General features: G+C 60.1%; 11 protein-coding genes. 4 read left to right on the top strand and 7 right to left on the bottom strand.

The genetic code is table 11. The features are described from left to right. Positions 1-78: 78 nt before the first annotated feature. Positions 79-894 (top strand): TraB/GumN family protein, encoded by an 816-nt coding sequence (locus tag JK232_RS05335; RefSeq protein WP_072926435.1) that lies wholly within the window; start codon positions 79-81, stop codon positions 892-894. A 260-nt stretch (positions 895-1,154) separates the two neighbouring features. Continuing rightward, entirely contained in the window at positions 1,155-1,637 is a 483-nt protein-coding gene (gene ybaK, locus JK232_RS05330; RefSeq protein ID WP_072926436.1) for a Cys-tRNA(Pro)/Cys-tRNA(Cys) deacylase YbaK, read from the top strand. Positions 1,638-1,677: 40 nt separating this feature from the next. On the opposite strand, the gene ushA is transcribed toward ybaK, so the two are convergent. Next, positions 1,678-3,315 carry a bifunctional UDP-sugar hydrolase/5'-nucleotidase UshA gene (gene ushA / locus JK232_RS05325; RefSeq protein ID WP_241506078.1) on the bottom strand — a complete coding sequence of 546 codons (1,638 nt, stop codon included), beginning with the start codon at positions 3,313-3,315 and terminating at the stop codon, positions 1,678-1,680. A gap of 269 nt (positions 3,316-3,584) precedes the next feature. Between ushA and JK232_RS05320 the strand changes: the two genes are divergently transcribed. Beyond that, positions 3,585-4,799, top strand: coding sequence for an MFS transporter (locus JK232_RS05320; RefSeq protein WP_072926439.1), 1,215 nt, complete (start codon positions 3,585-3,587; stop codon positions 4,797-4,799). Between the two features lie 208 nt (positions 4,800-5,007). Continuing rightward, positions 5,008-6,699: a YbaL family putative K(+) efflux transporter gene (gene ybaL / locus JK232_RS05315; protein ID WP_212588905.1), complete on the top strand. Its 1,692-nt coding sequence runs from the start codon at positions 5,008-5,010 to the stop codon at positions 6,697-6,699. A 70-nt stretch (positions 6,700-6,769) separates the two neighbouring features. On the opposite strand, the gene JK232_RS05310 is transcribed toward ybaL, so the two are convergent. The 6 genes from JK232_RS05310 to JK232_RS05285 all read right to left on the bottom strand — a co-directional run bounded on the left by JK232_RS05310 (position 6,770) and on the right by JK232_RS05285 (position 13,200). After that, positions 6,770-8,074 (bottom strand): inosine/guanosine kinase, encoded by a 1,305-nt coding sequence (locus JK232_RS05310; protein ID WP_072926442.1) that lies wholly within the window; start codon positions 8,072-8,074, stop codon positions 6,770-6,772. Between the two features lie 139 nt (positions 8,075-8,213). Continuing rightward, positions 8,214-9,176, bottom strand: coding sequence for a ferrochelatase (gene hemH / locus JK232_RS05305; RefSeq protein ID WP_072926444.1), 963 nt, complete (start codon positions 9,174-9,176; stop codon positions 8,214-8,216). Positions 9,177-9,377: 201 nt separating this feature from the next. Beyond that, the gene (gene adk, locus JK232_RS05300; RefSeq protein ID WP_072926446.1) at positions 9,378-10,022 is read right to left on the bottom strand and encodes an adenylate kinase; all 645 of its coding nucleotides are present in this window, start codon (positions 10,020-10,022) and stop codon (positions 9,378-9,380) included. 188 nt (positions 10,023-10,210) lie between these two features. Continuing rightward, positions 10,211-12,091: a molecular chaperone HtpG gene (gene htpG / locus JK232_RS05295; protein WP_079205156.1), complete on the bottom strand. Its 1,881-nt coding sequence runs from the start codon at positions 12,089-12,091 to the stop codon at positions 10,211-10,213. 174 nt (positions 12,092-12,265) lie between these two features. Beyond that, a complete protein-coding gene (gene recR / locus JK232_RS05290) occupies positions 12,266-12,871 on the bottom strand; it encodes a recombination mediator RecR (RefSeq protein WP_072926449.1) in 606 nt (201 codons plus the stop codon). Beyond that, the gene (locus tag JK232_RS05285) at positions 12,871-13,200 is read right to left on the bottom strand and encodes a YbaB/EbfC family nucleoid-associated protein (RefSeq protein WP_072926450.1); all 330 of its coding nucleotides are present in this window, start codon (positions 13,198-13,200) and stop codon (positions 12,871-12,873) included. The genes recR and JK232_RS05285 overlap by 1 nt, the downstream gene beginning before the upstream one ends. Positions 13,201-13,224 lie beyond the last annotated feature (24 nt).

The following is a 13,224-nucleotide window of genomic DNA, read 5'->3' as shown; positions in this document are numbered from 1 at the left end:
GAATTCAGCCTAATCCCCCTACACCTGCGCGGCGCGAGCGGGTAGCATGGAACCCTGATTGATTGGGAGCCTCGTTGTATGGGTAACATGCTGTACCGTCTCGCCACGTTTCTCGGCCTGATTTCGCCGATGGCATACGCCTATCCGGCCATTGACCTCAGCCTGCCGGGCGATCGCCATTTGCATCTGGTGGGCAGCATCCATATGGGCACCATGGACATGTCCCCGTTGCCGGAAACCCTGCTGGCGCGGCTGAAAACAGCGGATGCGCTGATTGTGGAGGCGGACATCAGCGGCAGTGAGTCGCCGTTTGGCGAGCCGGTGCCGCAACCGCCGCTGGCCGAGCGCCTGCCGGCCGCCCAGTACCAGCGCTTCCTCGCCATTTGTGACACCCTCTCCGCCAATGAGGCGCAGCTTGACCCGCTGCCCGCCTGGCAGGTGGCGCTGATGTTGCAGGCCCGGCAGGCACAACAGCTCGGCCTGCGGCCGGAGTATGGCGTCGACTACCAGCTGATCGCTGCCGCCCACACCCAGCACACACGCATTATTGAGCTGGAGGGGCCGCAGCAGCAGGTGGACCTGTTGCTGCAACTGCCGCAGGACGGGCTGATGCTGCTGGAAGATACCCTGACCCACTGGCACACCAATGCCCGGCTGTTGCAGACCATGATGGGCTGGTGGATGGACAATTCCCCCAGGGCGCGGAGTAAAGCGCTGCCTTCAACCTTCAGCAACGATCTGTATGACGTGCTGATGCACCAGCGTAACCAGCGCTGGCAGCAACAACTGGCGGCACTTCCGGCCGGGCACTATGTGGTGGCCGTCGGGGCGTTGCATCTGTATGGCGAGGGGAACTTGCCGGATTTGTTGAAAGCGGGCAGTGGTGCGGGCTAAAAAAAGAGGCCAATATCGCTATTGGCCGTCAAAGAGGAATGACTTTTTTATTCATTATGGGCTTCGGCCCGCCCAGGGGCGGAACCGGCGGCGCTAGGGTATCAACCCGATGACGCAGTTTGCAACCGCCTTCATGCGCTTTCCGGCCCTGCGACCGAATGCCGGTTGATTTCCGGCGGCGAATCAAACCATTACCCTGCACTTTTTTATTACCCGCGCCAGGCCATGTTTTTCACGGCACCGGCCCTCAGGAGGAGACGATGACACCGGCGATTAAATTTCTCGAAAAACAGAAAGTGAAATTCACCCTTCACCCCTATGAGCATGACAGCCATGACACCCATTTTGGCGATGAAGCGGTACGCAAACTGGGGCTGGATGCCCGCCAGGTCTATAAAACACTGCTGGTGGCGCTGAACGGCGATGCCAAAGCGCTGGCGGTGGCGGTGACGCCGGTGGCCGGCCAGCTGGATTTAAAGAAAGTGGCGAAAGCGCTGGGCGCGAAGAAAGCAGAAATGGCGGACCCGGAACTGGCGCAGCGCACCACCGGGTATTTGCTGGGCGGCATCAGCCCGCTGGGGCAGAAAAAACGGTTGCCCACGGTGATCGACAGCCCGGCGCAGCAGTTCTCCACTATTTATGTCTCCGGCGGCAAACGCGGGCTGGACATTGAGCTGGCCCCGCAGGATTTACAACGGCTGCTGAACGGCGTATTTGCGGATATCGCCAGGCTGTCGCCCTGACCTGACCAGCCTGCGCCCGCAGGCTGCTCAGGGCGTTCTGTTATTTGTAGAGGATGTCGCCTTTCGGCGCATATGCGGCGGCATCCAGCGGTGAATGGGTCTGGATGTACTGTTTCAGCACTTCCGCATCCACAAAGCCGGTGTTCACGTAGCTGGGGTGATCGCTGATTTTCGGGTAGCCGTCACCGCCGGTGGCGTTAAAGCTGAGCGTCGCCATACGGTAGGTTTTGTCCGCCTGCAACGGCTGGCCGTTGATGGTGACATCACTGACGCCATTGCCGTCCGCCGTCAGGCTGACATCGATAAACTGCGCATACGCACCGGAATCAACTTTCATATTGGCCACCGCCGCCAGATAGCGCCCGACCTCGCTGCCCTTGAGATCGACATACACCAGCGTGTTGCCGAACGGCTGCACTTTCAGCACGTCTTTGTAGGTGATGTCCCCGGCTTCAATCGAATCACGGATGCCGCCGCCGCTCATCACCGCGAAATCCGCCCCTGCCCGCTCTTTCTGCGCGGCCAGCAGCAGGTGCGCCAGGTTGGTCTGCACAAAGCGCACTTTGCTGCGGTCGCCTTCCAGGTGGCCGTTGACGCTGCCGACTTTCACCTCCAGCTGCGCCTTGCCCTGGTTTTCAAACGGCGTCAGCAATTTGAGCATGTCGCTGTTTTCCGCGATCTCCTGGGTGTAATAGACGCGCTCACTGCTGCCGTCCGCTTTCTCAACCTTTTTCTTCAGGTTGACCGGGATCAGCTGGTAATGCTTAAGGGTAAATTCGCCGTTACGGAAGGTGAAATCAGCCCGGCCGACATATTTGCCCCACTCATGCGCCTGCACTATCCAGGTACCGTTCTGGCGGTCAGGCGCGCAGGGGGTGCCGGGCACATAATCGACCTGCTTTTTATTCTCGCCCGCCATGCAGACCGGGTCTTGCGAATGGCCGCCGACAATCATGTCGAGATAGCCGGCCGGCAGGCTGCGCGCCATCTCCACATCGCCCGGTGCGTTGGAGCCGTGGTGGCCGTCGTCATAGTGGCCCATGTGGGTCGCGGCGATGATCACGTCCGGCTTCTCGGTTTTACGCAATTCCTCCACCACCACTTTTGCCTCGTCGGCCGGTTTGTGGAACACGATGTCGGCGAAGTTTTCCGGGTTGCCGATTTTGGCGGTGTCATCGGTGGTCAGGCCGATCACCGCGATCTTCACCCCTTGCGGCTGGAAAATCGCATAGGGCTGGAACAGCCGGGTATTGGTGCTTTTCTGGTAGATATTAGCGGAAAGCAGCGGGAAGCCGGCCCATTTCTGCTGCTGGCGCAGCACGCTCAGCGGGTTATCAAATTCATGGTTGCCGATGGCCATCGCGTCATAGCCGATCATTTTCATGCCGCGGAAATCGGGTTCGGCGTCCTGAAGGTCAGACTCCGGCACGCCGGTGTTGATGTCCCCACCGGAGAGCAGCAACACGCTGCCGCCTTGCTCTGCGACCTCTTTGCGGATCGCATCCACCAGGGTTTTCTGCGCCGACAGCCCATACTCGCCATAGGCGTTCTGCCAGAAGTGGCCGTGGTGATCGTTGGTGTGCAGGATGGTGATGTCGTAGGTTTTGTCTTTTTCCCAGGCATAACTGATGGCAGGCTGAGCCGCCAGCGTGGCGGCCATCACTGCGGCGGCCGTCATTGTCAATGAACGCATGAACACTCCCTAATGATAATCAATGGAACTGCGCCAGCGGCACGTTGCGCGCCCTGTCTGTTGTTCTCCCCCCCCACTACCGGGCTGAGGGTAGCACTGCTGATGTCCGGAAATTGCCAATCACGTCAAAATATGTCCGTTGTGGTATTCACGCAAGCGACTGATTAAGATAACGGTGATTTTTTCACCGGCCGGGCGCCCCCTGCAACGCCTGTCGTCACAAGAATAAGTAATAAGAATAAGGATGACCCTGCATGACCGAGCAAACCGGGGTGACCGGCAAGGCACCCAGCGGCGATGCCATCAAACGCACCGCGTTCTCGATTCTGGCGGCAATCAGCGTGTCGCACCTGCTGAATGACATGATCCAGTCGCTGATCCTGGCGATTTACCCGCTGCTGCAACATGAATTTGCCCTCAGCTTCACCCAGATTGGGCTGATTACCCTCACCTACCAGCTTACCGCCTCCTTGTTACAGCCGGTGATCGGCCTCTATACCGATAAACACCCGCAGCCGTGGTCACTGCCGATCGGCATGGGCTTTACCCTGTGCGGGCTGCTGCTGATGGCGGCGGCGCACAGTTTCGGCATGGTCTTGCTGGCGGCGGCGCTGGTGGGCACCGGTTCCTCGGTGTTCCACCCGGAATCGTCACGGGTGGCGCGGATGGCCTCCGGCGGGCGGCACGGGCTGGCGCAATCACTGTTTCAGGTCGGCGGGAATTTCGGCAGTTCGCTGGGGCCGTTGCTGGCCGCGCTGGTGATCGCCCCGTACGGCAAAGGCCATGTGGCCTGGTTCTCGCTGGCGGCGCTGCTGGCCATCGTGATGCTGTTGCAGATCAGCCGCTGGTACCAGCAACAGCACCGCGTCAGCAAGGCGCGCCCGGCCGCTGCGGTAAACCGCCTGCCGGGGCGCACCGTGGCGTTTGCCATGCTGATTCTGATGGTGCTGGTGTTCTCGAAATATTTTTACCTTACCAGCCTGAGCAGCTATTACACCTTCTACCTGATGCATAAATTCGGGCTGTCGGTGCAGAATGCCCAGTACCATCTGTTCGCATTCCTGCTGGCGGTGGCGGCGGGCACCATTATCGGCGGGCCGGTAGGCGACCGGATTGGGCGCAAGCGGGTCATCTGGGCCTCGATCCTCGGCGTGGCACCCTTTACGCTGGTGCTGCCCTACGCCAACCTGCAATGGACCGGCATCCTGACGGTGATCATTGGCCTGATCCTGGCCTCGGCATTTTCGGCGATTCTGGTGTATGCCCAGGAGCTGATCCCCGGCAAAGTCGGGATGGTGTCCGGGCTGTTCTTTGGGCTGGCGTTCGGTATGGGCGGGCTGGGTGCGGCGGTGCTGGGCTATGTGGCGGATCACACCAGCATTGAACTGGTTTACCAACTTTGCGCCTTCCTGCCGTTGCTCGGCATTTTGACGCTGTTTTTGCCAAATACCGATCTTAACTCCCGTTAAACCGCACGTTTCCCGGCGGCCGGAGCCCTGTTTCCGGCCGCTGTTTTCCCTTCTGCACCCCTCTTTGTGAGAAATTTTTGTAATAAATCCCGCGCAGGGATCATCTTGTGCCTAAACGTGTTATTTTGTTACTGAATGCAATCTATTGATTCATTGACCATACTGATACGTGCCCTCTTTTCCCCCGTGCAGACAAGAAGGAGCCTGGATGCATCATTCTACGCCACTGATTACTACCCTCGTCGGGGGGCTGGTGCTGGCCTTCCTGTTAGGTATGCTGGCCAACCGCCTGCGCATCTCCCCGCTGGTCGGCTACCTCACGGCCGGTGTGCTGGCCGGGCCGTTTACCCCTGGTTTTGTGGCCGATACCTCGCTGGCCCCGGAGCTGGCCGAAATCGGCGTGATCCTGCTGATGTTTGGCGTCGGGCTGCACTTTTCCCTGAAAGATCTGCTGGCAGTAAAGTCGATCGCCATTCCCGGCGCGGTGGCGCAAATTGTAGTGGCGACGCTGCTGGGCATCGGGCTGTCACAACTGTTGGGCTGGGATTTGCAGGCCGGGCTGGTGTTCGGCCTCTGCCTCTCCACCGCCAGTACCGTGGTACTGCTGCGGGCGCTGGAGGAGCGGCAACTGATCGAGAGCCAGCGCGGGCAGATCGCGATTGGCTGGTTGATTGTTGAGGACCTGGCGATGGTGCTGACGCTGGTGTTGCTGCCGGCGTTCAGCAATATGATCGAAAGCCACCATGCCAGTTTCCAGGAACTGGCGCTGGAGCTGGCCATTACCCTCGGCAAAGTGATCGCCTTTATCACCCTGATGATTGTGGTGGGCCGCCGCCTGGTGCCGTGGATCCTGGCGAAAACCGCCAGCACCGGCTCACGCGAGCTGTTTACGCTGGCGGTGCTGGCGCTGGCGCTCGGCATCGCTTACGGCGCGGTGAAGCTGTTTGATGTGTCGTTTGCGCTGGGGGCGTTTTTCGCCGGGATGGTGCTGAACGAATCGGAGCTGAGCCAGCGCGCCGCCCATGACACCCTGCCGCTGCGCGACGCCTTTGCGGTACTGTTCTTTGTCTCCGTCGGGATGTTGTTTGACCCGATGATCCTGCTGAATGAGCCGCTGACGGTGCTCGCCACGGTGGCGATTATTCTGTTCGGCAAATCGGCGGCTGCCTTCCTGCTGGTGAAACTGTTCGGCCACTCGACGCGCACCGCCCTGACCATCTCCGTCAGCCTGGCGCAGATTGGTGAGTTTGCCTTTATCCTCGCCGGGCTTGGCATTTCGCTGAACCTGCTGTCAGAACATGGGCGTAATCTGGTGCTGGCCGGGGCCATCCTCTCGATTATGATCAACCCGCTGCTGTTCAGCCTGCTGGAGAAGTTCCTCGCCCGCACTGAAACCCAGGAGGAGAAAAATCCGGAAGAGACGCAGGAGGAGGCGTCCCAACTGCGGCTGGAGATGTGCAACCATGCGCTGCTGGTGGGCTATGGCCGGGTCGGCAGTTTGCTGGGTGGGAAATTGCAGGCCGCCGGGGTGCCGATGGTGGTGATTGAAAATGCCCGCCCGCGGGTGGAGGCACTGCGCGAACAGGGTATCAGCGCCATTCTGGGCAATGCCGCCAATCCGGAGATCCTCGATCTGGCGCGGCTGGACTGCGCCCGCTGGCTGCTGCTGACCATTCCGAACGGCTACGAAGCCGGTGAGATTGTGGCCGCTGCCCGCGCGCGCCGCCCGGACATGCTGATCATCGCCCGCGCCCACTATGATGACGAGGTAAGCTACATCCTCGACCGCGGGGCCAATCAGGTGGTGATGGGTGAGCGGGAGATCGCCAACAATATGATGTCGATGCTGGAGACCCCGCTGCCGGCAGATGAGGAGGCGCTGCCGGCGATCCTGCGCTGACCGGCACCGCAGCCATCCCCTATAAAAAAAGGCACCTGAAAAGGTGCCTTTTTTATCCGAAAGCCGGGGCTTACCGCTCCCAGTACGCCTCTTCCAGGCTGTCTTCCCGCTCCGGCAGGCCGCGCGTCAGGCGCGGGGAATGCTGGTTCAGCACCTGATAGCTGACGCGGTTGGCGTATTTGCACACCTGCGCCAGGGAGGAGTAAGTCAGGAAACTGCGTGCATGTTTGCTGGAGTTCGGCACGTTGTTGCGGTGGTAACCGTTGGCGGCGATGTCATGCAGCACGGCGGAGAGCGCCCCGTCACCCGCGCCGTTGGTGTTCATGATCTTCTCCGGCCCGCCCATGTACGGCGCGATGTGGGAGTAGATACGGAACGGCGTCTCGCAGTGCTGGCGGCGCATCGCCCGGCTGAACTCATACAGGTTGAATTCCGCAATCGCGCCCGGCAGCAACGGATGCTGGGTCTGGCGGCGGCTCGACTCTTCGGTGTAGCCCGCCATATAGAGGCCGTTCGGCCCGGCGGTGCAGAGCACCAGATCCACCCACTCCAGCGCCATGTCCGAGGCCAGCAGCGGATCGCTCTGGCCGGTCAGGGCCTCGGCCTCTTCTTCGTTCATCGCCAGAATCGAGACGTGCTCACGCAGGAACTCGCGCCACCCTTCCGGGTTATCAGAAATCACATATTTGGTGCCGAGCGTCAGCACCACCGGCACCTCATGCTTTTTGGCATAGGCAATGGCCTGCATGGTGGCTTCCGGCATCGGCTCGCCCGGTTTGCAGCGCACCAGATAGGCGGTCAGCACCAGCGCGGAGGCACCGGCGATCACCGCTTCCGGGATGCTTTCCGGCTTCAGCTGGTTCATCTGGCCGGGGCTGATGGCAAAGGTACGCTCGCCGTGCTCCCCAATCAGGGTGAAGCAGCGGCCGATCGCGCCGTCCACGCCCTGCAGGTAGTTGAGATCGGTACGGCTGGAGGTGTTGCAGAGGTAGCGGTACGCGTAGCCGCCAATCTGGACGTTATTGCACATCACGCCCAGCAGCACCGAGCGGTCATCCGCCAGCACCGAGTAGTTATGCAGGGTATTGCCGATGGTACCGCCGGCAAACTGGTGGGTGATCAGGTTGCCGCTCATCAGCTCCTGATACATCGCATCCGCGACATCATCCTCAATCACCAGCGAGTGGCCGACGCTCAGGCCATAGCGGCGGATAAAGTCATCATCCACTTTGGCTTCAATGTCCACCAGCGTCTGATCGATGCCCACCACGTAAGAACGGGCGGTTTCGCTTTCGGCCTGCGCCGGTTGCAGCAGCGGGTCACGCGCATTGACGGGAAAATAGTGTTTGGATTTACGTTTGCCTGGGAATTTCATCGGGATTGGCACAGCTTGGGAAACAGGCGGGCGATAGTAGCACAACTTTCACGCTGAAAAACGGCCTGCGTGATACCGCGCCGCCTGAAACCGGGATTTTATCTCCGGCCACCGCGCCGTGGCCGGAAAAGGGTCAGGCTCAGGCGTGCTGTCTGACCAGTTGTTCGAGCAGGTCGATATGGGCCGGTTCATCATTCAGGCAGTCGATGTATTCAAACTTCTCACCGCCCGCTTCCATAAAGATTTCACGGTTCTGCTCTTTGATCTCTTCCAGCGTCTCCAGGCAATCTGCGGCGAAGCCGGGGCAGATCAGCTGCACATGCTTCACGCCCTGCGCCGGTAACCCTTTCATGGTTTCGTCGGTATACGGGGTGAGCCACGGCTCCCGGCCGAAGCGCGACTGGAAGGTCATCATGCCGACGCCCGGCGGCAGGTCCAGCGCGGCAAACAGCGCGCGGGCCGTGTCTTCACAGCGCGTGCGGTAGTCGTCACCCTGGTCAGCGTAACGCTGCGGGATGCCGTGGAACGACAGCAGCAGCCGGTCCGGCATACCGTGTTGGGCGAACGAGCGCTCAACCGTGGCTTTCAGCGCCGCGATATACTGCGGGTGCTCGGCGTAGTCACGGATAAAATGCAGCGACGGCAGGCGACGGTACTGCGTGAGGTGGCGGGCCACCGCGTCAAACACGGCGGCGCTGGTGGAACAGGAGTATTGCGGGTAGAGCGGCAGCAGCACCAGGCGGGTCACGCCCTGCGCCAGCAGCTTCTCAATGGCGTCCGGCAGGCTTGGCTTGCCGTAACTCATGCCGAGTTCCACCGGCACGCCCGGCAGCCGGGCCGCCAGCGCCTTCTCCTGACGGCGGCTGAAGACCATCAGCGGCGAGCCCTCTTCCATCCAGACGGATTGATAGAGCTTGGCCACGCGCGGCGAGCGGAACGGCAGGATCGCGCCGTTGAGGATCGGCCACCATAGCCAGCGTGCGGTATCCACCACCCGGCGGTCGCCGAGGAATTCTGCCAGATAACGTTTTACTGCCTGCGGGGTGGGTGCCTCAGGCGTACCGAGGTTCACCATCAGAACCCCTAACTTTTCTTGCCCCATGAGCCTTTCCTTCTGTAAAACCGCCCCCGTGATGCAGCTATGGCCTCAGGGTAACAGGTTAAAAATTTGCTGAGCATTGTAACCAAAATGGGACGCTCCGGCACCGATAGCAGCAACAGGCGCTGGCTACGCATACCGGCAAAGAGAATAAGGGATAAAAAAATGCCGGGCTGGTGCCCGGCATGATACGCGGTAACACGCTTACCCGAGCAGGGAAGCCAGCTCCTGACGCACTTCCGCCACGCTGCGGGTGCCGTCGATTTTGTGGTACTGGGTGTTGCCCGCGTCCGCTTCGTTACGGTAGTAAGCGATCAGCGGCTCGGTCAGGGTATGGTACTCAACCAGACGTTTACGCACGGTTTCTTCCTGATCGTCCTTACGGGTGATCAGCGCTTCGCCGGTGACGTCGTCTTTGTCTTCCTGCTGCGGCGGGTTGAATTTGATGTGGTAGACGCGGCCGGAACCCGGGTGTACACGGCGGCCGACAATGCGCTCAACGATCAGCTCGTCCGGCACATCAAACTCCAGCACGCAATCTACCTTGATGCCGGCTTCTTTCATGGCATCCGCCTGCGGAATAGTGCGCGGGAAGCCGTCCAGCAGGAAACCGTTGCGGCAATCTTCCTGCGCAATACGCTCTTTCACCAGCGCAATCACCAGCTCATCGGTGACCAGCTTGCCGGCGTCCATAATTTCTTTGGCCTGTTTGCCCAGCTCAGATCCTGCTTTCACAGCTGCGCGCAACATGTCACCCGTGGAAATTTGCGGAATCCCGTACTTCTCCATGATGAATTGAGCCTGAGTACCTTTACCAGCGCCCGGAGCGCCCAGCAGAATGATACGCATCGCGTAAATCCCCTTGCTATGTAGTTTTTATAAAATGTCGAAAACGCTCAACCATACCATTGCAGGCCCGGCGGCTCAAGGAAGCGGCGGCAATAGCAGACTTTTGCCCAGCCGGCATTGCGGCTGTTCCGTCCATAAAAAAGCCTGTATTGCACAGGCAATACAGGCTTTTAGCGTTATCTGCGCAATCAGGCCAGCAGCAGCTGGTTCATGCGGCGGATAAACTGGTTCGGGTCTTCCAGGGTGCCGCGCTCGGCCAGCAGCGCCTGATCAAGCAGCAACTCGACCCATTCGGCAAAATGTTCGTCTTCGCTCACGGCGGATGCGCGTTTGACCAGCGAATGCTCCGGGTTCAGCTCGAAAATATATTTCACTTCCGGGGCTTGCTGGCCGGCCGCCGCGAACAGTTTCGCCATCTGGGTGGTCATCTCATCCGCACCGGTGGTGACAATCGCCGGGGTGTCGGTGAGGCGGTGGGTCAGGCGCACCTCTTTCACGCGGTCACCCAGCAGGGTTTTCACGCGATCCACAAACGGTTCCAGCGCCTTCTCGGCCTCTTTCTGCTGTTCGTTCTCCTCGTCGGCCAGCTTGTCCAGTGCGTCATCGGCCTTGCTGACGGATTGCAGCTGCTTACCGTCAAACTCGGTCAGGTAGCTCATCATCCACTCGTCAATGCGATCGGAGAGCAGCAGCACTTCGATGCCTTTTTTGCGGAACAGCTCCAGGTGCGGGCTGCTTTTCGCGGCGGCGTAGCTGTCTGCGGTGATGTAGTAGATCTTCTCCTGGCCTTCCACCATGCGGCTGACGTACTCGTCCAGCGACACCGTCTGCGCGGCACTGTCGCTCTGGGTAGTGGCGAAGCGCAACAGTTTGGCGATGCTCTCTTTGTTGGCGCTGTCTTCCGCCGGGCCTTCTTTCAGCACCAGGCCGAATTGTTGCCAGAATTTCTGGTAAGCCTCGGTGTCATCTTTCGCCAGTTTTTCCAGCATCTGCAACACACGCTTGGTCAGCGCGCCGCGCAGGTTCTGGGTGATGCGGCTGTCCTGCAGGATTTCACGCGAGACGTTTAGCGGCAGGTCATTGGAGTCAATCAGGCCGCGTACGAAACGCAGGTAGTTCGGCATAAACTGTTCGGCGTCGTCCATGATGAAGACGCGCTGCACATAGAGTTTCAGGCCGTGCTTGTGGTCACGGTTCCACATGTCCCACGGGGCCTGGGCCGGGATGTAGAGCAGGCTGGTGTATTCCTGTTTGCCCTCAACGCGGTTGTGGCTCCAGGTCAGCGGGTCGGTGAAGTCATGGGCGATGTGTTTGTAGAACGCCTTGTATTCGTCTTCGGTGACCTCGGATTTGCTGCGGGTCCACAATGCTTGCGCCTTGTTGATCTTCTCCCAGCTTTCGGTGCTGCCTTCGTCGCCTTCCCCTTCGGTGCGGCTCAGGATCTCCACCGGCAGCGCGATGTGGTCGGAGTATTTACCGATGATCGAACGCAGGCGCCAGTCGTCGAGGAACTCATCTTCGCCTTCGCGCAGGTGCAGGGTAATTTCCGTGCCGCGCTCCGCTTTGGTGATGTCGGCGATGGTGTAGTCGCCTTCGCCGGCGGACTCCCAGAACACGCCCTCATCTGCGGAGGCACCGGCTGCACGGGTGCGTACGGTGACTTTGTCCGCCACGATGAACGCCGAGTAGAAGCCGACGCCGAACTGGCCGATCAGCTGGCTGTCTTTGGCCTGGTCAGAACCCAGGGATTCCAGGAACGATTTGGTGCCGGATTTGGCGATGGTGCCGAGGTTATCAATCACCTCGTCACGGCGCATCCCGATGCCGTTGTCGCTGAGGGTCAGCGTGCGCTTCTCTTTGTCACTGGAGAGGCGCACACGCAGTTCGCCGTCGCCCTCGTACAACTCAGGCGCAGACAGCGCGCGGAAGCGCAGCTTGTCAGCAGCATCTGAGGCGTTGGAGATCAGCTCACGCAGGAAAATTTCCTTATTCGAATAGAGCGAGTGGATCATCAGGTGAAGCAGTTGCTTAACTTCAGACTGGAACCCGCGGGTTTCTTGACCTTTCATACTCATGTTCTACCTCAATCCTAAAAACAGTGTTTGGGCTGAATGCGGCGGGATGAACCCGACAATGGTGAGGAGATGGGGATAGCGCAGGGGGAATTCAACAGGGAAATTGCACAAGTGGTGTGAAAACGTGCAGTAGAACAATAAAGGCGCAGATGCCCGCGCCTTTTGAGGTCAGAACTTGATCGGGTGCCGGCCGGCCAGGGAGTGTGACAGCGTGGTGCCGTCCACCATTTCCAGTTCACCGCCCACCGGGACGCCGTGTGCGATACGGCTGGCGGCCACGCCATACTGCCCGCACATCGCGCCGATGTAGTTGGCGGTCGCCTCCCCTTCTACCGTCGGGTTGGTGGCGAGAATCAGCTCCTGAATCGTCTCGGAGGCCAGACGCTCCTCCAGGCGATCCAGGCCGATGTCATCCGGCCCGATGCCGTCCAGCGGCGAGAGGTGGCCCATCAGCACAAAGTAACGGCCGGAGAACTGCCCGGTCTGTTCAATGGCATGGATGTCCGCCGGGCTTTCCACCACGCAGATCTGCCCATTCTGACGGCGACGCGGGTTCGCGCAGATGGTGCAGATCTCCTGCTCGGTAAAGGTGCGGCAATCGGCACAGTGGCCGATTTCCGACATGGCACGCGTCAACGCCTGTGCCAGGCGCATCCCGCCGCTGCGATCGCGCTGCAACAGCTGGAATGCCATGCGCTGGGCCGATTTCGGGCCAACGCCCGGCAGGCAGCGCAGCGCCTCCATCAGGGTTTCGAGAAGCGGGCTGGTCTGCATCAGAACGGCATCTTGAAGCCCGGCGGCAATTGCATACCGCTGGAAACAGAGGCCATTTTCTCTTTCGATGCTTCGTCAATACGGCGGGCCGCATCGTTGAAGGCTGCGGCCACCAGATCTTCCAGCATCTCTTTGTCATCTTCCATCAGGCTCGGATCGATCTCGATACGGCGGCAGTTGTGCGCGCCGTTGATGGTGACTTTAACCAGGCCAGCGCCGGACTCGCCCGTTACTTCCATCTTGGCGACTTCTTCCTGCATCTGCTGCATTTTTTCTTGCATCTGCTGGGCTTGTTTCATCAAGTTACCCAGACCGCCTTTACCAAACATAGTCATCTCTCTTTGCGCTGGGCC

Source organism: Nissabacter archeti (assembly GCF_018257325.1).
Classification (GTDB): domain Bacteria; phylum Pseudomonadota; class Gammaproteobacteria; order Enterobacterales; family Enterobacteriaceae; genus Chimaeribacter; species Chimaeribacter arupi.
Note: the sequence above shows the minus strand (reverse complement) of the source record. Positions and strands in the feature narration are given on the sequence as shown.